We start from the raw sequence: 21,019 nt of genomic DNA, 5'->3' as shown, positions 1-21,019 counted from the left end.
AACGTCCCTCCTCTATTTTTACTATTGTAACAAATGTTAATAAAAAGCGAAAGTGGCTCGCTCAGAATGTGAGGTGGATGGAGCTTCTGACCTTGAGGCGCTCTTTGCCTCTCGGGAAGAAGCGAAGCCGCCGAACATTCTAGCCACTGTAGCTGGATTCCAACAAAAAGCGAAAGTGGCCCGCTCTCAAGCCACCAATAAAAAAGAAAAAGCCCCGCTTTTCATCAAAGCGAAGCCCTCCTTTTCTTACTTACGCTTTTTCTTTTTCTTCTTGAATCCTGGTACATTTTCGAAGAATGCTTTTTTCTTCTTACCGTTACCATCTTTTTTCCCTGGCTGACTAGCGGACGTGGAAGTGGAAGCAGAAGCTGATCCTCTTCCTTTTCCTTTGCCACCACGGTCGAATTTTCTACCTGTACCACGTTCTCCGCCGCGCTCATCACTGCGCTCGCTACGTCCACCGCGTTTCTTTCTGCCTGTTCTTGGCTGTTCGATAACGACTGGACGATCTTTGAACTTACGACGAGGCGTACCTTTCATGCCAACGATTTCAAAGTCGATTGCACGCTCGTCTTTATTTACGTTAATAACGCGAATTGTAATTTCGTCTCCGATGCGGAATACGTTACCTGTACGTTCTCCGATCATTGCAAAATGTTTCTCGTCATAACGGTAGTAATCATCTGTTAAGTAGCTAACATGTACAAGACCTTCAATTGTATTTGGAAGCTCTACGAATAAACCGAAGTTTGTTACAGAGCTAATCATACCATCATACTCTTCGCCGATTTTATCAACCATATACTCTGCTTTTTTCATTTCGTCTGTTTCACGTTCTGCTTCAACTGCACGGCGTTCCATATTAGAAGAATGCTCTGCAATTTCAGGTAAGTTTTCACGCCATTTTGCTTGTGTTTCGTTGTCAACTTTACCGTTAATGATGTATTCACGAATTAATCTATGAACGATTGTATCTGGGTAACGACGAATTGGTGATGTGAAATGTGTGTAGAACTCAGTTGATAAACCGAAATGTCCTAAGCTATCCGCATCGTAACGCGCTTGCTTCATTGAACGAAGCATTACTGTTGAAATAACTACTTCTTCAGGCTGTCCTTGAACCATTTCAAGAATTTGTTGCAGCGCACGAGGATGTATTTCATTCGCACGTCCTTTTACTGCATATCCGAAGTTTGTTACAAACTCGAAGAAACGTTCCAGCTTATCTTCTTTCGGATCTTCATGGACACGGTACATGAATGGTACGTTCATCCAGTGGAAATGCTCTGCTACTGTTTCGTTCGCAACAAGCATAAATTCTTCAATTAACTTCTCTGATACAGAACGATCACGCATGACAACATCTGTCGGTTTACCTTCTTCATCTACTAATACTTTCGCTTCTTTAAAGTCAAAGTCGATTGCACCGCGGCGCATACGTTTTTCACGTAAAATCTGCGCCAATTGACCCATCTCTTTAAACATCGGTACGAGCGGCTCATAGCGTTTGATTAACTCTTCGTCCTCATCTTCTAAAATGCTTCTTACGTCAGCATACGTCATACGCTCTGTCGTTTTAATCACACTTTGGAAAATCTCATGCTTTACAACATCACCTAAGTTGTTGATTTCCATTTCACAAGATAACGTCAGACGGTCTACTTTCGGGTTTAACGAACAAATACCGTTAGATAGACGATGCGGAATCATCGGAATTACACGGTCAACAAGATATACACTCGTTGCTCTTTCCGCTGCTTCTACATCAATTGGAGAACCTTCTTGAACGTAATGACTTACATCCGCAATATGAACGCCAAGCTTGTAGTTACCGTTCTCGAGCTTCGTTACTGTAACAGCGTCATCTAAATCTTTCGCATCTGCACCGTCAATCGTTACAATCATTTGGTCACGCAGGTCACGGCGATCTTTTAAATCTTCTTCTGAAATCGTTTCTGGTACACTGTTTGCATGCTCCATCACTTCTTCAGGGAATGCTAAAGGTAGATGATGTTTATGAATAACTGATAAAATATCTACTCCTGGATCATTTTTATGACCTAGAATTTGAATAACTTCACCTTCTGCACTTAAACGATTCTCTGGATAGCTCGTAATTTTCACAACTACTTTATGGCCTTCTACAGCACCCATTGATGCACTTTTCAAGATAAAGATATCACTCGTCCAGCGCTTATTGTCAGGTACAACAAATCCAAAGTTTTTCGATTCTGTATATGTACCAACTAGTTCTTTCGTGCCGCGCTCTAAAATACGTACAATTGAACCTTCTTGGCGTGATCCACTTGATTGTGCGCTAACACGCGCTAATACTGTATCGCCATGAAGTGCACCGTTTAACTCTGTAGGTGGGATGAAAAGATCATCATCTCCCGTTTTCTTCTCTTCTGGTACAACGAATGCAAAGCCACGTGCATGTCCAATTAATTTACCGCGTACTAAATTCATCTTTTCAGGAAGACCGTAACGGTTACTACGTGTGCGAATAACAAGTCCCTTCTCTTCCATCATTACAAGTGCCTTTACAAAATCTTTAAAGCCCTCAGACCCTTCAATTCCAAATGCCTCTTCTAACTCTTGTATTGTTAACGGTTTATACGCTTCTTCTCTCATAAATAACAACAACTTATCAATATTTTCTTGTATGATTTCTTCCAAGCAGAAATACCTCCTTTAAACCCTTATATTATTTAGTGTATCCGAAAGACTGGGGATGTATAAAGCGAAAATTTAATACTCCCCTAATGATTTTTACAGTTTTCACAAAAAATTCCTTATGAAAAAAAGAGGCAACTAGATCTTACCAATCTAGTTGCTCCAAGAAGTTATATACATCCTCATGTAGCTCGTCACGTTGCTTATCAAGTGTAATGACATGCGTAGAGTCTTCATACCATTTAATGTCTTTTAACGTAGATTCTACACCGTTATAAATAATGTTAGCACTATCTGTATTAATCATTTCATCATGACGTGCTTGTACAACAAATGTAGGTGCATAAATCATATCCACATTGTTACGTACGTCAGCAATTAATTGTTGTAATGCTTTTAATGTATTCATCGGTGTCTTTTGGAATTCCAACATTTCTTGTTCGATTTGCTCTGGTGATTTTTGCTCACGGTTTTTATATTCGCGGGCATATGCCAATATACCTTGGTACATCGTTTCTTCACTCTTAATATACATTGGTGCACACATTGGTACTACACCTAAAACAGGTACTGTATAACCTAATTTTAAAGAAAATACGCCGCCAAGTGATAATCCAACAACAGCAATTTTCTCAAAGCCTTTATCTTTTAAAAGCTGATATGCCTCCATTACGTCTTGCCACCAATCTTCAGGACCTGTATGAACAAGCTCTTCTGGTGGTACACCGTGCCCTTTATAAATTGGCGCATGACAAGTGTAGCCTTTCTTCTCTAAGAAACGCCCTAACATACGTACATCAGCTGAGTTTCCTGTGAAACCATGTAGTAATAAAACAGCGCGGTCTCCACCCTCAAATGTAAATGGTTTCGGAGATGCTAATTTCATCATGTACTTCTCCTCTTTCTCTTCTGTAATCTAGTCGTATTCTTTCTATATCTAGTGTACCATATTTATATTTCTATAATCTAATTAGAAACATCTTTCAAATGGCAAAATAAAAAAAGAAGAACCATTAGTACATCTTACTAACGCTTCTTCTTTCAATTCTATAAATTTAAGTACGTAACAGCAATTGTTAATACGAAGAATAGAACAGCTAAAACAATTGTAATACGGTTTAATACCGCTTCAATTCCACGTGCTTTTTGCTTACCAAATAATTGCTCTGCACCGCCTGAAATTGCACCTGAAAGGCCTGAGCTATTACTAGACTGCATAAGTACCATAACAATCATTAAAATCGATACAATAATAAGTAAAACGGATAATAACGTATGCACTTGGCGTACCTCCTACAAAGATTCAGTTATTTTAACTGTAGCATAAATTCTATAGAAAAGCGAGAGCTATAGAGTCGCTCTCGCTTTTCTTCTATTACATAAACATCATTGCAAATAACGGCCCGAGCAAACATGTCAAAATTGCTGTTAATGTCATTGTTACCGATCCAATAACACCTTCATGTTCATTATTTTTCATCGCTCTCATTACACCCATAATATGAGAAGCACATCCAAATCCGATACCTTTACCAACTGAGTTTGTAACGCGGCTCCATTTTAATAAAAGTGGGCCGGTAATCGTTCCAGTAATACCTGCGATAACAACGAAAGCTGCTGTTAATGACGGTACACCACCAACTTGCTCTGAAACACTCATCGCAACTGGCATTGTCACCGACTTTGGTAAAGAAGATAAAATTAAGCTTTTATCTGTTCCCATAAGTGATGCAATGGCAAAATCACTTGCGATTGCAACTGTTGTCCCTACTAATACGCCACCAGCAATCGGTACAACATATTTTTGCAGAACGTGACGTTGCTTATAAAGAGGAATTGCAAATGCTACAACACCGGGTCCGAGCAGTTTTGCAATCCAGCCACCACCGCTTTCCATATAATGTTGATATGGTATATCAAGCATGATAAATAAGAAAGCCATTAATCCTGTTGCTACAAGCATTGGAATGGTGAATGGTGTTGGAAATAATTTATAGATTTTTTTAGATAATTGGTATAATAGCACCGTAAAAAGAACCCAACCGATTCCGATTAATATTTGGCTCATCGCGACTCTCTTTCCTTTCTATTCGCAAGATATTGTCCTGTATGTCCTGCGACAATAATAATTAAAAATGTACTCGCTACAATTGTAATGAAAAGAGAAATTCCTTTACTCATAAAAAAAGCACCGTAATTCATTAGGCCAAGTGTTGGCGGAATTAATAAAAACGGCATAATAGCAACGAGTGTTTCTGCTCCTAAATCGAACCATTTCACTGGAAGGACTTTTAGGCTAAGTAAAACAAGTAAGAGGAACATTCCAATCAAACTTCCTGGAATCGGAATATTTAACACTTCTTGTAACCAAGTTCCAACCATATACAAGACGTAAAGAGCAGCAATTTGGACAAGAATCTTTGTAAATTTCATGTTCATCATCCCTCATGTTTATACGATCTTCTCTTAATATCTTTATCATAGTATAAATTGTAAAAAGCTGCAATTTATCAACTTGACAGCAAAAACAGCTTATGTTAGACGCTTACAACCTTGATATGACTGGATTTCCGCATAGAAATTAAGTCAAAAACCTTGACCTAATATAAAAAGTTTTTATTTTCTGAATTTATAACGTTGTTATTTCAATAAAATAATCTTTTTATCCTTAAGCTTACATATATATAAAGTGAAACTTTCATTAGTGGTGGTTTTCTTCATCCCTACAATCAGGCTTTTACGGGATAAACAAGATAGGTGGTGAACATATGCCAAAAAAAGTTCTTATTTTTTGTGATCCTGGGATTGATGATACGATGGCTCTCCTCTTAGCATTCTTTATTGATGAAATAGAAATCGTCGGCATTGTTGCTGATTACGGCAATGTTCCAAAAGAAATGGCCGTACAAAACGCTCATTTTCTTAAGAACGAAGCAAAGGATAGAAATATCAAGATATTTGGTGGATCAGAACGCCCACTTACTGGCGCCCCTCCTGCTTTCTTTACGGAAGTACACGGGAAACAAGGGCTCGGGCCAATTATTCCAAAGGGACATGTGACTAACGGAGAAATGGAGAATTTTTTCGAAGTCATTCCTCTTATTGAACAGTATAAAGATGAATTAATCATTGTTAGTTTAGGCAGACTTACCTCCCTAGCAATTTTATTCATCTTATGTAAACAGCTCATGAAGCAAGTTAAATCTTACTACGTAATGGGCGGTGCCTTTTTACATCCTGGTAATGTTACCCCTATTTCCGAAGCAAACTTTTATGGCGATCCTACTGCTGCTAATATAGTCCTTCAATCCTCACCTAACATGTACATCTATCCATTAAACGTCACTCAGTATTCCATCATTACACCAGAAATGGCTGAATACATTGAAGCAAAAGGAAAAGCCCCACTCGTCAAACCGTTATTCAATCATTATTACTACGGATATTATAAAGACGCCTTACCGCATTTAAAGGGGAGCCCCTTCCATGACACAATGCCAATACTCGCTTTACTTGATAACTCTATGTTTACATATCACAAGTCACCTATCGTTGTCATGACAGAATCTTATGCACAAGGAACAAGCATAGGGGAATTTCGTTCTTTAGGAGAATCTAAGCCATTTATTGATTGGCCGAGTCATCAAATCGCAATTGATTTTGATTATAACTGCTTCTTTAAACATTTCATGTCACTTATGACGGGTGAGCAATTTTAACATAAAAAAACAGACCGTGATTTCTCACGGTCTGTCGTTATTTTCTACAATTATCGTTTGATGTTGTAGAAAGATTTGATACCATCGTAAACAGCGATTTCGCCTAGTTCGTCTTCGATGCGTAATAATTGGTTGTACTTAGCAATACGGTCAGTACGGCTCATAGAACCAGTTTTGATTTGGCCAGCGTTAGTTGCAACTGCGATGTCAGCGATTGTAGCATCTTCAGTTTCACCAGAACGGTGAGATACAACTGCTGTGTAACCAGCACGTTTAGCCATTTCGATAGCTTCGAAAGTCTCAGTTAAAGTACCGATTTGGTTAACTTTAATTAAGATTGAGTTAGAGATACCTTTTTCGATACCTTCAGCAAGTTTTTGAGTGTTAGTTACGAATAAGTCGTCACCAACTAATTGTACTTTATCACCGATACGCTCAGTTAATAATTTGTGACCATCCCAGTCGTTTTCGTCTAAACCATCTTCGATAGAGATGATTGGGAAGTCTTTGCAAAGCTCTTCGTAGAAATCAACCATTTCTGCAGAAGTTAAGCCAGTACGGCCTTCGCCTGCAAGGTCATATTTACCAGTTTCTTTGTTGTAGAACTCAGAAGAAGCAACGTCCATTCCTAAGAATACGTTCTCGCCAGCTTTGTAACCAGCTTTTTCGATAGCTTCGATGATTACTTCTAATGCTTCACGGTTAGAACCAAGGTTTGGAGCGAATCCACCTTCGTCACCTACTGCAGTGTTAAGACCTTTGTCATGTAATACAGCTTTAAGTGCATGGAATACTTCAGCACCCATACGGATTGATTCTTTGAATGTTGGAGCACCAACTGGTAAGATCATGAACTCTTGGAAGTCTACGTTGTTATCAGCGTGAGAACCACCGTTGATGATGTTCATCATTGGAGTTGGTAATTGTTTTGCATTGAATCCACCAAGGTAACGGTATAATGGAAGACCTACGAAGTCAGCTGCTGCGTGAGCTACTGCCATAGATACACCAAGGATAGCGTTAGCGCCTAGTTTACCTTTGTTTGGAGTGCCATCTAATTCGATCATAGCACGGTCGATACCAGCTTGGTCAGTTACGTCGAAACCAACGATTTCTGGAGCGATTGCTTCGTTAACGTTGTTTACTGCATTTAGAACACCTTTACCAAGGTAACGAGATTTGTCACCGTCACGTAATTCTACTGCTTCGTGCTCACCAGTAGATGCACCACTTGGTACGATAGCGCGTCCGAAAGCGCCGCTTTCTGTGTAAACTTCTACTTCTACAGTTGGGTTACCACGAGAGTCAAGGACTTCGCGAGCATAAACATCAATAATTGTTGACATAATAAATTCTCTCCTTTTTATATAAGCAAATTATTTAATAATTGTTTTACCTGTCATTTCTTTCGGTTGTTCCACATTTAAAAGCGTAAGCATTGTTGGAGCGATATCTCCTAAAATACCACCTTCACGAAGCTCTACATCATTTTTTGTAACGATGAAAGGAACCGGGTTAGTTGTATGAGCTGTCATTGGTCCACCATCAGCAGTTAACTCCTGATCAGCATTACCATGGTCAGCAGTAATAAGTGCTACACCATCTTTTGCAAGAATCGCTTCTACAACTTTTCCTAAACATTCGTCAGTTGCTTCTACTGCTTTAATTGTTGGTTCCATCATCCCAGAATGGCCAACCATATCACAGTTTGCAAAGTTAAGAATGATAACATCATGTTTATCATTTTCGATTTCATTTACTAAAGCGTCCGTTACTTCGTAAATGCTCATTTCAGGTTTCAAGTCATACGTTGCAACCTTCGGTGAGTTAATTAAAATACGCTCTTCTCCTGGGAATTCAGCCTCACGACCACCGCTAAAGAAGAATGTAACGTGCGGATACTTTTCAGTTTCCGCGATGCGAAGTTGCTTTAATCCCGCTTGCGCAACAACTTCACCTAATGTGTTATCAAGGTTCATTGGCTTGAATGCCACGTAACCATCTACAGTTTCACTGAAATGTGTCATACAAACGAATTCAGGAATGTGAGGTACTTTTTCACCACGATCGAACTCACGGAAGTCTTCGTTTGTAAATACACGAGCAATTTGAATTGCACGGTCTGGACGGAAGTTATAGAAGATAACTGCATCATCATCATTGATTGTTGCAACTGGCGTGTTATCTTCGTTAACAATTACAGACGGCAATACGAATTCATCATAGATACCGTTCGCATAAGAGTCTTCTACACACTCTTCTGCTGATTTATAAGTAGGGCCTTCACCATTCACCATAGCACTGTAACATTTTTCTACGCGATCCCAACGCTTGTCACGGTCCATAGAGTAATAACGACCAGAGATAGTCGCGAATTGTCCTACTCCTGTTTCTTTAATTACTTCATTTGTTGCATCGATATAACCTTTTGCTGTTTGTGGTCCAACATCGCGGCCGTCTAAGAATGCATGGATATAAACTTTCTCCACGCCTTCTTTTGCTGCTAAGCGAAGAAGAGCAAACATATGGTTCATGTGACTGTGCACACCACCATCAGAAAGTAAACCGAATAAATGAAGAGCAGTACCTTTTTCTTTTACGCTTTTAATTGCATTTTGGAAAGTTTCGTTCTGATCGAACTCACCTTCACGAATTGCAACGTTTACGCGTGTTAAGCTTTGATATACAATGCGGCCAGCACCGATATTTAAGTGACCAACCTCAGAGTTACCCATTTGACCTTCTGGAAGGCCTACTTCCTCACCACAAGCTGTAAGCGTTGTGTGAGGGAATTTGTTCCAGTAACCATCAAAATTAGGTTTCTTAGCTTGTGCTACAGCATTCCCATGAGTTTCTTCACGTAGTCCGAAACCATCAAGAATGATTAAAGCTGTTGGCTTTCTCATTTTACCGCCCCCAGAAGACCTAAGAACGAAGCAGGCTCTAAGCTAGCACCGCCAACTAAAGCGCCGTCGATGTCAGATTGTGCCATATACTCTTTAATGTTTTCTGGTTTTACGCTACCGCCGTATTGAATACGAACAGCTTCTGCAGCTTCTGTAGAAACAGCTTCTGCAACAACTTTACGGATGTGCGCACATACTTCGTTTGCATCTGCAGAAGAAGAAGATTTACCTGTACCGATAGCCCAGATTGGCTCATAAGCGATAACAGTTGCTTTAACTTGCTCTTCTGTTAAACCTGCAAGTGCTTTTGTCACTTGACCTGCTACTAGATCAAATGTTTTTCCGCTTTCGCGCTCTTCTAAAGTCTCACCACAACATACGATTGGTGTTAAACCATGTTCAAATGCTGCAAGAGTCTTTTTGTTTACTGACTCATCTGTTTCAGCAAACATTTCACGACGCTCAGAGTGGCCAAGTACTACGTAGCCTACTTTTAAGTCGCTAAGTGCTACTGGGCTAATTTCGCCAGTGAATGCACCATTTTTTTCGAAGTGCATGTTTTGTGCACCTACTTGTAAATCAGTTCCTTCAGTTGCTGCTACTAAACGCTCTAAAAATAGAGCTGGAGAGCAAACTACTGCATCAACAGCTGAAGCTGCTGGGATTTGACCTTTAACTTCCTCTACGAAGCTAACTGCTTCAGATAGAGTTTTATTCATTTTCCAGTTACCTGCGATAATTGGTTTACGCATGCTTTGCACCGTCCTTTTTCTTTGGCTGCTACTTATTTGTCGTTAAGACAAACTACACCTGGAAGCTCTTTGCCTTCCATGAATTCTAATGACGCACCGCCGCCAGTAGAAATGTGGCTCATTTTATCAGCCATACCGAATTTTTCAACAGCTGCTGCAGAGTCACCACCGCCGATAACAGAGTATGTATCTTCTGCATCTGCTAATGCTTGTCCTACTGCTTTTGTACCTTCTGCGAATGGAGTCATTTCGAATACACCCATTGGTCCATTCCATACAACAAGCTTAGAATTTTTAATTACATCTGCATAAATTTCACGTGTTTTAGGACCGATGTCCACGCCTTCCCAAGTAGAAGGGATAGAGTCGATACCTACGATTTGAGTTGTTGCAGTTTCAGAGAATTCCTCTGTGATTACAACATCAACTGGCATGTAGAAGTTTACGCCTTTTTCTTTTGCAAGTTGCATAAATTCTTTAGCTAGTTCGATCTTGTCGTCTTCACATAGAGATAGACCAATTTCATGACCTAAAGCTTTAACGAATGTGTAAGCAAGTCCGCCACCGATGATTAAGTTATCTACTTTGTCTAATAGATGACGAATTACACCGATTTTATCTTTTACTTTCGCACCACCGATGATAGCTGTGAATGGACGTTCTGGGTTAGAAAGTGCTTTTCCAAGTACATCTAACTCTTTTTCCATTAATAATCCAGATACTGCTGGTAGGTAGTCTGCGATACCTGCTGTAGAAGCGTGAGCACGGTGAGCTGCACCGAATGCATCGTTTACGAAGATATCAGCAAGAGCTGCAAATTCTTTCGCAAGTTCTGCATCGTTCTTTTCTTCGCCCGCATAGAAACGTACGTTTTCAAGAACTAATACGTCGCCTTCGTTCATTGCTGCAACCATTTCTTGTGCAACTGGTCCGAATGCTTCGTCTGCTTTTTTAACATCTTTACCAAGAAGCTCGCCTAAACGTGCTGCTACTGGAGTAAGACGTAATTCTTCTACTGCTTGACCTTTTGGGCGGCCTAAGTGACTTGCTAAAATAACTTTCGCACCTTGCTCTACTAAATATTGAATTGTAGGAAGAGCTGCACGGATACGAGTTTCATCTGTAATTTTGCCTTCTTTCATAGGTACGTTGAAATCAACGCGGCAAAATACACGCTTACCTTTTAAATCTACGTCACGAATTGATTTTTTGTTCATTGGATTTCCCTCCGACTACTAGTTAGGATTGACAAAACCCACTCAAAAGCTTAACACATTTGCTTTTAAAACGAAAGAAGAGAGAGAGGGAACAAACCCTCTCCCTCGTTTTGTCATTGATTACTTATATAATTAAGAATTAAAGACCTTTAGAAGTCATGTATGCTGCTAGGTCTACTACGCGGTTAGAGTAACCAGTTTCGTTATCGTACCAAGAAAGTACTTTAACCATGTTACCTTCCATTACCATTGTAGATAATGCATCGATTGTAGAAGAAGCTGTACATCCGTTATAGTCGATAGATACTAATGGCTCTTCGCTGTATCCAAGGATACCTTTTAATTCGCCTTCAGCTGCTGCTTTGAATGCTGCGTTTACATCTTCAACTGTTACTTCTTTGTCAAGTTCAACAACTAAGTCAACAAGAGAAACGTTAGCAGTTGGAACACGTACAGCGCCACCGTTTAATTTACCTTTAAGTTCTGGTAATACTAATGCTACAGCTTTAGCTGCACCAGTAGATGTTGGGATCATGTTTTCAGCTGCTGCACGAGCACGACGTAAATCTTTGTGTGGTAAGTCTAAGATTTGTTGGTCGTTAGTGTAAGAGTGAATTGTTGTCATCATTCCGCGTTTTACGCCGAATTTTTCGTTTAATACTTTAGCGAATGGAGCTAGACAGTTTGTAGTACAAGAAGCGTTAGATACTACGTTGTGGTTAGCTGCATCATATTGTTCGTGGTTAACACCCATAACTACAGTGATATCTTCGTCAGAAGCTGGAGCTGAGATGATAACTTTCTTAACTGATCCACCTAAGTGTTTTTCAGCGTCTGATTTTTTAGTGAAACGGCCAGTAGATTCTACTACTACTTCTACTCCGTAGTCGCTCCATGGTAATTGAGCTGGGTCACGCTCAGCGATAACTTTAATTTCTTTACCGTTAACAACGATGCTGTTTTCGTTAGCAGATACTTCTGCATTTAAAGTTCCGTGAACTGTGTCATATTTTAAAAGGTGAGCTAATGTTTTAGCATCTGTTAAGTCGTTGATTGCTACTACTTCTACCTCAGAGTTGTTAAGAGCTGCGCGGAATACGTTACGTCCGATACGTCCAAATCCATTAATACCAATTTTAGTCATTTGAATTTCCTCCTTGGGGGATTATATTAAAGGGTAATACCCTTTGTTAACTGTTTTGCTGCACCTTCATCTGTAATTAGAATTGAAGTGTGCCCTTGTTTAATTACAGCCTGTATTGCCTTTGCCTTTGAAGAACCTCCAGCGACTGCAACAACGTGAGATACATGTTGTAAATCCTCAAGTTGCATACCAACTGTTCTTACTTTATGAACAACATTTCCTTGTTCATTAAAGTAGTAACCGAAAGCTTCGCCTACTGCTTCGCTTGCTTGAATCTTTAACCAATCTGCTTCTGAAGTATTTCTGCGACGTGCCATTGTTAACGCATCACCTATTCCATGAATGACGATATTGGAAGATCGAATCAACTCAAGAACTTCTTTCACGGAAGGCTCTGTCACAATAGACGCATATGCTTCGCTACTAACATGGTCTGGAACATACAATAAGCGATAATTACTCATCGTATTTTGTGCCATCTTGGCACAAATGGTATTGGCTTCTAATTCGACACCCTCTCCAATTCCACCACGCGCTGGGACAAATAGCATATGTAAATCTTTGCAATCAAGCTGCATCATGTCCGCAGCAGCAGCTAGCGTAGTTCCTCCAGCCACAGCAACGATATTATTCGCTGTCAGACGGTCTTTTATACAAGTCACACAAGCACGGCCCATCTCCAGTTTGACCCAAGGTGATTCATCACTATCACCAGGGACAACGAAAACTTCATCCAAGTCTAATGTTTCCTTAAGTTGCTTTTCTAAAACCTTTAACCCGGAAATTTCTTTCATAAAGTCTTCCAAAGCAAGAACTAAAGCTGTTCCTTCTTCTGTCAAAGTCATTCCAGAAGAAGCGACGTGAACTAAGTTTTGTTCTTTCAAAACTTGAACTTCACTTCGCAATACTCGTTCTGTCATACCGAGACTTGCTGACAAGTTTCTTCTTCCAATCGGCTGCATGAGCCTAATGTATTGAAGAATTTGCATTCTCGTTTGCATAACAGGTAGCAGATCAGGTAATAATTTTTTTGTGTTCTGAATCCATGAGCGCATATCTTTTCTCCTCACTACATTGGTTCATTTTTCCTCGTGGTCACTTTACGTCCCGTAGTGACATTTTGTGTCCCACATAGGTTAAAAAAATAATCCCTGCTACGTGTATTATTGTAACAGGAGATAGAAACTTATTCAACTCTTAACTGCATTCTTTATATAGTTTATTATGACACCTTTGTGAATGTTACCATATTCTACTTGTTTTCCGCCTATTTCTACCACCGGAATCATTAGGTGATATTTTTCTAAAAGGTCATTATCTTCATATATATTTATTTCCTCGATTTGAAAAGAATATTCACATTGTACTTCCTCTAAAACTTGTTTCGCCTGCACGCAAAGGCCACAATCTTTTTTTGTATACAGTACAACTTTCATATTCTTCACCTATCCGATCGTTTTTCGTAATGATGACGCTGGAATGTGCATTTGTTCTCTATACTTCGCCACTGTTCTTCGAGAAATAACGATTTCATGCTCTTCTTCTAATAATTTTGAAATCTTTTGATCTGAAAGTGGCTTTTTCTTATTCTCCGCCTCAACAAGCGTTTGGATAAATCGTTTCACACGCTTTGTAGAAACTGCTTCATCTTCAGTAGTCGAAATAGCATTACTAAAGAAAGATTTCATCTCAAATAAACCATGTGGTGTTTGCACATATTTATTTCGCGTTGCACGACTAATTGTAGATTCATGCACACTTAACTCTTCCGCTACCTCTTTTAAAGCAAGCGGTTTTAAATATTCTGGACCTTCCCAGAAGAAATCACGTTGTTTTTCCATAATAATAGTCATCACTTGCAGAAGCGTTTGTTTTCTCTGTTTTAAACTGCGCATAATCCACTGCACATGCTGATACTTTTCTGATACATAAGATGCTACTTCACTTTCACTATTATTCAGAAGCGCACTATACTCAGAATGAATTTCAATTCTCGGCATATTTCTCTCGTTCATTTGTAAAACGAGACGATCACCATCTTTTTTCACCGCCATATCAGGCACAATATAAAGCGGTTTATCAGAAGAAAACGCAAGACCTGGTTTCGGCTGTAATGACGTAATACAGTTCACCGCCGATTGCAATTCTTCATTACTACACTTCAACACTTGAACGAGCTTTCGCCAATCTTTCTTCACGAAATAAGCGAAGTGATCCTCTATAACCTCTTCCGCTAATCCATTCCGTCTTTGTAAGCGCTTCAATTGTAAAGTTAGACATTCCTGAATATTACGCGCTCCTACCCCTGCTGGCTCGAGTGATTGGACAAGCTCTACAAAGCGGGCGACTTCATGAATCGGTGCGGAAAGGAGATCCGCTAACTCTTCGTTCGTTTCTTGTAAATACCCATTTCCATCCATGTTCATAATAATGAAAGAAGCTATTTTTCGCTCTTCTTCATCTATTTTATAATACTGTATTTGATTTAATAAATGTTGCTGAATCGTTGTTGAATCCACACTGTAGATTTCCATCTGATTCTCGATTTGTTTGCTGGTACTTTTACTGTTGTTAGAGCTCTTTTTCTTCTCCCTCTCAAAACCACCTAACTCAATAAGGGGATTCTCTAACGATTGCTCATACAAAAACTCCGATAATTCTTGTACATTATACTGGAGCATTGTAATCGCTTGCCTTAACTCTTGTGTCATTGCCAAACGTAAGCTTTGTTCTTGTAAAAGACTTGCCTTCAAACTAATCTCCCCCTTGTTTCTATTGTACAATAAGTTTGGTAAAAGGAGAATGCTATCACAGACACCCATTCCAAAATATTATTAATTTATATGTATTAATGAGATTTACAACTTACAACCGAAATTTGAATAATATTGAAAGAAAATAATAGCGCGATAAAAATTATTACCACATACTAATAGTAAATCTTATTATCAGATATAACAAGTATTAATAAAAAAGGTCTGCACTTATATTTGTAAGTGCAGACCTTTTTATGCAGATAGATTCATTATGCTTCGTTAAATATAACATCCCCTTCTTCAGCAGGCCATTCACCTTCTAATTCCATGTCGTCTAACATCATTTCAGCCGTAAAGACAATCGCTATTAAATCCTTATGGTAGTCTCCGCTAGGCAAATAGTGATTAGGTCCAAAACAATCCCTATTAATTTCTTTATAGTGCACTTCCATATTTAACATGAATTTCAACATTTCATCGCCTGTAATTTCACCAGAATCAGACACAGCAACGGTTCTACGTTCGTTATCCCCTAAAATACTTAAATATCCACTAATTTTACGCACCTGCAATCCCCTCATACTATAATTTTTAGATAATTTTAGTATAAACTCATTACAAAATTAACAGAAGTACCTTGTAGGGCCATAACAAAAACCCCCTATACACGATTATTTCTAATCACATACAAGAGGTTGTTTTAAATTTACTATTTATTTTCAACACGTAACACCAACAATACATAACGCGCCCAGAGGGATTCGAACCCCCGGCAGACGTGGTACCGGAAACCACCGCTCTATCCGACTGAGCTATGGGCGCATGATTATAGAAAATAGTTCATTTTCTTTTCATAATAATAGCAATAAAATCCATCTAAATCAATAAAAATATCCCTGTAATCCTTTATGAACCTTAGTTAGGAATATATTAACAAAGTACTATCCCCTAAATTTTCCAATCATAAATTCATCCCAACTCACAAATTATAATCTTTGAATTGATATTCCAAAGGGGGCTTCATTCAATGACTGTAATTACAAAACTAAAGCAAACTGTTTCTGGATTAAAAAGTGCACAAGCTAGCTTAGAGGGATTCGCTCTTGATACGGATAACCAACAAGCAAAGCAACTTTTCCAAACAGCTGCAGAGCAAACGCAAACGATTATCGATTCTTTAAATCCACGCGTTGAAGAAGTCCAACAAGAAGAACCACAATACTCACAGCAATAACAGATTAGTCATGCTGTGAAATAGAAAAAGGATGATATGCAGTCATCCTTTTTCTATCACATTACATATTGCAATAGAAATGGAATGATAATCATGCGAAAACTCGGTCTCATAACCGCATTATTTGCCCTTCTATTTAGCTCTTTTACCGGATGTGATAATAGTCCCTTAGATAAAAAAGTGAAAGAAGAAGCAAAACGAACGGAGAAAGAAAAAGGTCCCAAACTAACAAAGACGAGTACGGAATCCTTTAATCAATCTATATCACAAGGAGCCAAGAAAAGGGCTCTCGCTATGGATGAAATTACAAAAAGCACAGCAGTGAATTCAAATTTGGATCTCTACATAGCAGTTCTACCTGAGCATCACGAAAGGTTTGGATTAAAGCCTCTGCGTAAGAAGCTTCAAAAGCAGCTAAGTGATGAGCATCCTACTTTCGATGTTCGTGTAAGTACTGATAAAAAAATCTTTATGTTACTCGAAAAGCTTGAGAGCAAAATTAAGAAAAAAGAAGTATCTAAAGACGAGATCAATAAGCAATTAAAACTCATTGGGAAAAAAATGGAGTCTAACACTTAACGCTTTTTAATAGAAAAGGAAGGATCGCAATGTCTAGTAAAGATAAGAACTTAACCCCTGTGCAACAAGAGTATAAAAAATTCGAGCAAGAACGCGAACCGAAGCGTCCTGTCTTGAAAAATTGTATTAAAGCCTTTTTCGTCGGTGGTTTTATTTGCTTCATCGGACAACTCATTTCTACGTTTTATATCACATATTTTGACTTCACTGAGCGTTCAGCAGGAAATCCAACAGTCGCAACTCTCATTTTCATTTCCATGTTACTAACTGGTTTCGGTATATATGACCGCTTTGGGCAGTTTGCTGGAGCAGGCACAGCTGTACCCGTTACTGGATTTGGTAACTCTGTTATTGCCGCATGTATCGAACACCGAACAGAAGGGTTCGTACTCGGCGTTGGAGGAAATATGTTTAAATTAGCCGGCTCTGTTATTTTGTTTGGTGTATTTTCAGCTTTCGTCATCGCACTTATTAAAACGATTCTCGTTCAATGGGGAGGGCTATAAATGTTACAAGGACACCGAACGTGGGTATTTGAAAATAAACCCGTTATTATTTCGACAGGAGTCGTTGGCGGGCCATTTGAAGCAAAAGGAAACATTCCAGAAGACTTCGATATCCTTCATGAAGATTTATGGCTCGGCCAGGATTCCTATGAAAAAGCCCATAAAATTTTATTCGAAGAAGCTTGTAGCCGCGCTACTGAAAAAGCCAAGCTTCGTAAAGACGATATTCAATTCGTACTTGCAGGAGATTTAATTAATCAAATCACTCCAACAAGCTTTGCCTGCCGTACACTCGGAACACCATATCTCGGATTATTCGGAGCATGTTCTACTTCCATGGAAGGATTAGCGCTCGGGGCAAGTATTGTAAATGCAAAAGGCGCAAAATATTTATTAACCGGGGCATCTAGTCATAACGCCGCTGTAGAGAAGCAGTTCCGATATCCAACTGAATACGGCGGTCAAAAACCTCCTACCGCACAATGGACAGTAACTGGAGCTGGCGCAGCTATTTTAAGCGACACTGGACATGGTCCTAGAGTAACATCTGCAACAATCGGACGGGTGATTGATATGGGATTAACAGATCCTTTTAATATGGGTGGTGCGATGGCCCCAGCAGCTGTCGATACGATTGAGGCCCATTTACGCGAACGACAAATTGACGCCTCTTATTACGACTTAATTGTAACAGGTGATCTTGGACATGTCGGTCGCGAAATTGCTTATGACTTACTACATAAACACGGAACGAAAGTAACGAGCGAACAGTTTCAAGATTGCGGCATACTCATTTATAGAGAAGGGCAACCTGTCATAGCTGGTGCTAGCGGACCGGGATGTTCCGCAACAGTCGTGTACGGTCATTTATTAAACCGAATGAAAAGAGGAGAGTTCAAAAAAATACTTGTCGTTGCGACAGGCGCTTTACTATCTCCACTTACATTCCAACAAGAAGAAACGATTCCGTGTATCGCTCACGCCGTTTCGATTGAATTTGGAGGTGCAACGCAATGATTTTTTTCTGGGCTTTCGTCATCGGCGGACTCATATGTGTAATTGGCCAACTTATGTTTGATGTTGGCAAGCTAACACCCGCTCATACAATGGCAACACTCGTTGTTGCCGGTGCTATACTGGACGGATTCAACCTGTATGAACCATTAATCGACTTTGCTGGAGCCGGGGCAACTGTACCTATTACAAGTTTCGGTAATGCCCTCGTTCACGGCGCAATGGAAGAAGCTGCAAAACACGGCATCGTTGGCGTCATTACCGGAATGTTTAAAGTAACAAGCGCTGGTATTTCTGCTGCTATCATATTCGGATTCATTGGTGCATTACTATTCAAACCGAAAGGATAAGAGGTGTTTGTATGACAGTTATCGCTAGCGTTAAAACCTGCCTTGCTAGTGTAAGGGGCGCTCAAGCAAGTTTAAGCTCCCTTTCACTAAATTCACAGGACGCGGAATCAAAACGCGTATTTCATGAATGTATGTTAGAAATGGACAGCATCATCGCTGATTTACAGAATAGAGTTTCATTATTAGAACGTGAAGAACCTCAATATAAAGGGTTTTAAGTAGACTGGAGGAAATGACTATGTCTCACCTGCCGGAATGGACACTTGTCATTCTTCGCTCTGTATTCATATTAATTATTTTATTCGCTATTACGAAATGGTTAGGGAAAAGACAAATCTCTCAGCTCTCCTTTTTTGAATACATAGCCGGAATGACAATCGGTGACATCGCTGCCCAAGTATCTACAGGGCTCGATTCAAAATTTTTCCACGGCGTCTTTGCGATACTCATTTTCGCTGTGGTACCTTTTTTCACAGGAATCCTCTCCTTAAAGAACAAAACAGCTCGCGACTTCTTTGAAGGGAAATCTACCGTATTAATAAAAGATGGAAAAATACTCGAAGATAACTTAAAGAAAGAAAAATATACAAGTGACGAATTACTGGAACTACTCCGTGGAAAAAATGCTTTCAGCGTAGCTGATGTTGAATTTGCCGTACTAGAACCGAGCGGAGAATTAAATGTATTATTAAAGAAAGATCGCCAACCACTTACAGCAAAAGACGTTGGCTTAAAAGTACCGAATGAAAAAGAACCACAAACTGTTATTATGGATGGCAATGTCTTAGATGAACCTCTATCCTCTAGTGGACATAACCGCGCTTGGTTACATTCTGAACTAGAAAAGCTCGGTGTTGTTATTGAAAATGTCTTTCTCGGTCAAGTGGATTCATACGGACAACTTACTATCGACATTTATAATGACAAACTACAAATGCCTTCTCCTCAAAACAAGCCTTTATTATTAGCATCTTTAAAAAAATGTCATGCTGATCTTGAACTATTTTCCCTAGAAACAAAGTCGAAATCAGCAAGCGAAATGTATAGTAAAAACGCGAAACACATCGAAAAGATTTTAAATAAAGTAACCTATCTTTTAAAAGAATAGATATCACAAGAACGCTTCAGTAAAAAGGCGTTCTTTTCTTTTTACTACAGATTTCATGACGTTTAAATTTATGTAATTCGGTTATGATGTTGAAGATACATAAGCAGGGAATTTCAAAAACATAGCGAATAATTCATGGTACAACTACATATTTTTTTGATTTAAAGTGGTTTCGTTTGACCTTTATTGACCATAATTGTATTATAAGACTAAGAAAGCTTTAGAAGGAGGAAATAACAGATGAATTTAATTCCTACAGTAATTGAACAAACAAATCGTGGAGAACGCGCTTACGATATTTACTCTCGACTATTAAAAGACCGCATCATTATGCTTGGTAGTGCAATTGATGACAACGTAGCTAACTCAATCGTTTCCCAGCTTTTATTCTTGGAATCTCAAGATCCAGAAAAAGATATTCACATCTACATCAATAGCCCTGGTGGTTCTATCACAGCAGGTATGGCAATTTACGATACAATGCAATTTATTAAACCACAAGTATCAACAATCTGTATCGGTATGGCTGCATCTATGGGTGCATTCTTACTTGCAGCAGGTGAAAAAGGAAAACGTTATGCACTTCCAAACAGTGAAGTAATGATTCACCAACCACTTGGCGGAGCACAAGGTCAAGCGACTGAAATCGAAATCGCTGCAAAACGTATCCTATTCTTACGTGAAAAACTAAACCAAATTCTTGCTGACCGCACAGGTCAACCACTTGAAGTACTACAACGCGACACAGACCGCGACAACTTCATGACAGCTGAAAGAGCTCTAGAATACGGCTTAATCGATAAGATCTTTACAAATCGTTAATACTTAAAAGCGGAAGCGGCTCGTTCAGAATCGCAGGGCGATGGAGCCCCTGATTCCGAGGCGCTTTTTGCCTCGAATGAAGGGGCGAAACGACCGGAGATTCTAGCCGCTGGAGCTGGATAGACTAAAAGCGGAAGCGCCCTATAATTGGGCGCTTCTTTTATATATTGTTCCCCGCTCACATACCCCACCTAGTATAACCCTAAATATATCGGCGATTTTTCAAATATATCGAC

Annotated in this window: 23 protein-coding genes and 1 tRNA gene; 9 read left to right on the top strand and 15 right to left on the bottom strand. The window is 39.3% G+C overall.

Going from position 1 to position 21,019, the window contains the following annotated elements:
• Positions 1–246 precede the first annotated feature (246 nt).
• From rnr to AC1DMU_RS17050, 5 genes are all read right to left on the bottom strand, one after another.
• Entirely contained in the window at positions 247–2,679 is a 2,433-nt protein-coding gene (gene rnr / locus AC1DMU_RS17070) for a ribonuclease R (protein ID WP_088064782.1), read from the bottom strand.
• 142 nt (positions 2,680–2,821) lie between these two features.
• Complete coding sequence (gene estA / locus AC1DMU_RS17065; RefSeq protein WP_000761972.1) at positions 2,822–3,562, bottom strand: carboxylesterase; 741 nt, start codon at positions 3,560–3,562, stop codon at positions 2,822–2,824.
• Between the two features lie 161 nt (positions 3,563–3,723).
• Entirely contained in the window at positions 3,724–3,957 is a 234-nt protein-coding gene (gene secG, locus AC1DMU_RS17060) for a preprotein translocase subunit SecG (protein ID WP_000557263.1), read from the bottom strand.
• A gap of 94 nt (positions 3,958–4,051) precedes the next feature.
• A complete protein-coding gene (locus tag AC1DMU_RS17055; protein WP_000078299.1) occupies positions 4,052–4,744 on the bottom strand; it encodes an LrgB family protein in 693 nt (230 codons plus the stop codon).
• Positions 4,741–5,109, bottom strand: a complete 369-nt coding sequence (locus AC1DMU_RS17050; RefSeq protein WP_075309614.1) for a CidA/LrgA family holin-like protein — start codon at positions 5,107–5,109, stop codon at positions 4,741–4,743. Before AC1DMU_RS17050 ends, AC1DMU_RS17055 begins: the two co-directional genes overlap by 4 nt.
• A 335-nt stretch (positions 5,110–5,444) precedes the next feature.
• Here AC1DMU_RS17050 and AC1DMU_RS17045 point away from each other — a divergent pair, with 335 nt between their 5' ends.
• The gene (locus AC1DMU_RS17045) at positions 5,445–6,395 is read left to right on the top strand and encodes a nucleoside hydrolase (protein WP_088064783.1); all 951 of its coding nucleotides are present in this window, start codon (positions 5,445–5,447) and stop codon (positions 6,393–6,395) included.
• Between the two features lie 50 nt (positions 6,396–6,445).
• Here the strand turns inward: AC1DMU_RS17045 and eno are convergent, their stop codons facing one another.
• From eno to AC1DMU_RS16995, 10 genes are all read right to left on the bottom strand, one after another.
• Positions 6,446–7,741: a phosphopyruvate hydratase gene (gene eno / locus AC1DMU_RS17040; protein WP_000103948.1), complete on the bottom strand. Its 1,296-nt coding sequence runs from the start codon at positions 7,739–7,741 to the stop codon at positions 6,446–6,448.
• A 30-nt stretch (positions 7,742–7,771) separates the two neighbouring features.
• Entirely contained in the window at positions 7,772–9,301 is a 1,530-nt protein-coding gene (gpmI, locus tag AC1DMU_RS17035) for a 2,3-bisphosphoglycerate-independent phosphoglycerate mutase (RefSeq protein WP_001231145.1), read from the bottom strand.
• A complete protein-coding gene (gene tpiA, locus AC1DMU_RS17030; protein WP_001231043.1) occupies positions 9,298–10,053 on the bottom strand; it encodes a triose-phosphate isomerase in 756 nt (251 codons plus the stop codon). The genes gpmI and tpiA overlap by 4 nt, the downstream gene beginning before the upstream one ends.
• A gap of 32 nt (positions 10,054–10,085) precedes the next feature.
• A complete protein-coding gene (locus tag AC1DMU_RS17025; protein WP_001036333.1) occupies positions 10,086–11,270 on the bottom strand; it encodes a phosphoglycerate kinase in 1,185 nt (394 codons plus the stop codon).
• Between the two features lie 139 nt (positions 11,271–11,409).
• The gene (gap, locus tag AC1DMU_RS17020; RefSeq protein ID WP_000161234.1) at positions 11,410–12,414 is read right to left on the bottom strand and encodes a type I glyceraldehyde-3-phosphate dehydrogenase; all 1,005 of its coding nucleotides are present in this window, start codon (positions 12,412–12,414) and stop codon (positions 11,410–11,412) included.
• 26 nt (positions 12,415–12,440) lie between these two features.
• Positions 12,441–13,469, bottom strand: coding sequence for a gapA transcriptional regulator CggR (gene cggR / locus AC1DMU_RS17015; RefSeq protein ID WP_001258183.1), 1,029 nt, complete (start codon positions 13,467–13,469; stop codon positions 12,441–12,443).
• A gap of 135 nt (positions 13,470–13,604) precedes the next feature.
• Complete coding sequence (locus tag AC1DMU_RS17010) at positions 13,605–13,850, bottom strand: glutaredoxin family protein (protein WP_000869731.1); 246 nt, start codon at positions 13,848–13,850, stop codon at positions 13,605–13,607.
• Positions 13,851–13,859: 9 nt separating this feature from the next.
• Entirely contained in the window at positions 13,860–15,167 is a 1,308-nt protein-coding gene (rpoN, locus tag AC1DMU_RS17005) for an RNA polymerase factor sigma-54 (protein ID WP_088064784.1), read from the bottom strand.
• Positions 15,168–15,439: 272 nt separating this feature from the next.
• Positions 15,440–15,736 (bottom strand): hypothetical protein, encoded by a 297-nt coding sequence (locus AC1DMU_RS17000; protein WP_088064785.1) that lies wholly within the window; start codon positions 15,734–15,736, stop codon positions 15,440–15,442.
• A 180-nt stretch (positions 15,737–15,916) separates the two neighbouring features.
• A tRNA-Arg gene (locus tag AC1DMU_RS16995) sits at positions 15,917–15,992 on the bottom strand.
• A gap of 205 nt (positions 15,993–16,197) precedes the next feature.
• Here AC1DMU_RS16995 and AC1DMU_RS16990 point away from each other — a divergent pair.
• From AC1DMU_RS16990 to clpP, 8 genes are all read left to right on the top strand, one after another.
• On the top strand, positions 16,198–16,404 hold the full coding sequence (locus tag AC1DMU_RS16990; RefSeq protein WP_000216160.1) for a DUF1657 domain-containing protein: 207 nt from the start codon (positions 16,198–16,200) through the stop codon (positions 16,402–16,404).
• 93 nt (positions 16,405–16,497) lie between these two features.
• Positions 16,498–16,983, top strand: a complete 486-nt coding sequence (locus AC1DMU_RS16985) for a YhcN/YlaJ family sporulation lipoprotein (protein ID WP_046955592.1) — start codon at positions 16,498–16,500, stop codon at positions 16,981–16,983.
• 29 nt (positions 16,984–17,012) lie between these two features.
• Entirely contained in the window at positions 17,013–17,489 is a 477-nt protein-coding gene (gene spoVAC / locus AC1DMU_RS16980; RefSeq protein ID WP_000095399.1) for a stage V sporulation protein AC, read from the top strand.
• Positions 17,490–18,506 (top strand): stage V sporulation protein AD, encoded by a 1,017-nt coding sequence (gene spoVAD / locus AC1DMU_RS16975; RefSeq protein ID WP_046955591.1) that lies wholly within the window; start codon positions 17,490–17,492, stop codon positions 18,504–18,506.
• On the top strand, positions 18,503–18,853 hold the full coding sequence (gene spoVAE, locus AC1DMU_RS16970) for a stage V sporulation protein AE (protein ID WP_000575918.1): 351 nt from the start codon (positions 18,503–18,505) through the stop codon (positions 18,851–18,853). Before spoVAD ends, spoVAE begins: the two co-directional genes overlap by 4 nt.
• An 11-nt stretch (positions 18,854–18,864) precedes the next feature.
• Entirely contained in the window at positions 18,865–19,071 is a 207-nt protein-coding gene (locus AC1DMU_RS16965; RefSeq protein WP_088064786.1) for a DUF1657 domain-containing protein, read from the top strand.
• 20 nt (positions 19,072–19,091) lie between these two features.
• On the top strand, positions 19,092–19,961 hold the full coding sequence (locus AC1DMU_RS16960; protein ID WP_046955590.1) for a DUF421 domain-containing protein: 870 nt from the start codon (positions 19,092–19,094) through the stop codon (positions 19,959–19,961).
• 240 nt (positions 19,962–20,201) lie between these two features.
• Entirely contained in the window at positions 20,202–20,783 is a 582-nt protein-coding gene (gene clpP / locus AC1DMU_RS16955; RefSeq protein WP_001049163.1) for an ATP-dependent Clp endopeptidase proteolytic subunit ClpP, read from the top strand.
• The last annotated feature ends 236 nt before the right edge of the window (positions 20,784–21,019 follow it).

Source organism: Bacillus sp. 01N45 (assembly GCF_056399205.1).
The sequence above is the reverse complement of the archived record's forward strand: the minus strand, read 5'-3'. Positions and strand labels throughout refer to the sequence as shown.

Coding starts and splice junctions, on each gene's coding strand:
- estA (WP_000761972.1), bottom strand. CDS start 3,562: ATGAAATTAGCATCTCCGAAACCATTTACATTTGAGGGTGGAGACCGC.
- AC1DMU_RS17055 (WP_000078299.1), bottom strand. CDS start 4,744: ATGAGCCAAATATTAATCGGAATCGGTTGGGTTCTTTTTACGGTGCTA.
- AC1DMU_RS17050 (WP_075309614.1), bottom strand. CDS start 5,109: ATGAAATTTACAAAGATTCTTGTCCAAATTGCTGCTCTTTACGTCTTG.
- AC1DMU_RS17045 (WP_088064783.1), top strand. CDS start 5,445: ATGCCAAAAAAAGTTCTTATTTTTTGTGATCCTGGGATTGATGATACG.
- eno (WP_000103948.1), bottom strand. CDS start 7,741: ATGTCAACAATTATTGATGTTTATGCTCGCGAAGTCCTTGACTCTCGT.
- gpmI (WP_001231145.1), bottom strand. CDS start 9,301: ATGAGAAAGCCAACAGCTTTAATCATTCTTGATGGTTTCGGACTACGT.
- tpiA (WP_001231043.1), bottom strand. CDS start 10,053: ATGCGTAAACCAATTATCGCAGGTAACTGGAAAATGAATAAAACTCTA.
- AC1DMU_RS17025 (WP_001036333.1), bottom strand. CDS start 11,270: ATGAACAAAAAATCAATTCGTGACGTAGATTTAAAAGGTAAGCGTGTA.
- gap (WP_000161234.1), bottom strand. CDS start 12,414: ATGACTAAAATTGGTATTAATGGATTTGGACGTATCGGACGTAACGTA.
- cggR (WP_001258183.1), bottom strand. CDS start 13,469: ATGCGCTCATGGATTCAGAACACAAAAAAATTATTACCTGATCTGCTA.
- AC1DMU_RS17010 (WP_000869731.1), bottom strand. CDS start 13,850: ATGAAAGTTGTACTGTATACAAAAAAAGATTGTGGCCTTTGCGTGCAG.
- AC1DMU_RS16990 (WP_000216160.1), top strand. CDS start 16,198: ATGACTGTAATTACAAAACTAAAGCAAACTGTTTCTGGATTAAAAAGT.
- AC1DMU_RS16985 (WP_046955592.1), top strand. CDS start 16,498: ATGCGAAAACTCGGTCTCATAACCGCATTATTTGCCCTTCTATTTAGC.
- spoVAC (WP_000095399.1), top strand. CDS start 17,013: ATGTCTAGTAAAGATAAGAACTTAACCCCTGTGCAACAAGAGTATAAA.
- spoVAD (WP_046955591.1), top strand. CDS start 17,490: ATGTTACAAGGACACCGAACGTGGGTATTTGAAAATAAACCCGTTATT.
- spoVAE (WP_000575918.1), top strand. CDS start 18,503: ATGATTTTTTTCTGGGCTTTCGTCATCGGCGGACTCATATGTGTAATT.
- AC1DMU_RS16965 (WP_088064786.1), top strand. CDS start 18,865: ATGACAGTTATCGCTAGCGTTAAAACCTGCCTTGCTAGTGTAAGGGGC.
- AC1DMU_RS16960 (WP_046955590.1), top strand. CDS start 19,092: ATGTCTCACCTGCCGGAATGGACACTTGTCATTCTTCGCTCTGTATTC.
- clpP (WP_001049163.1), top strand. CDS start 20,202: ATGAATTTAATTCCTACAGTAATTGAACAAACAAATCGTGGAGAACGC.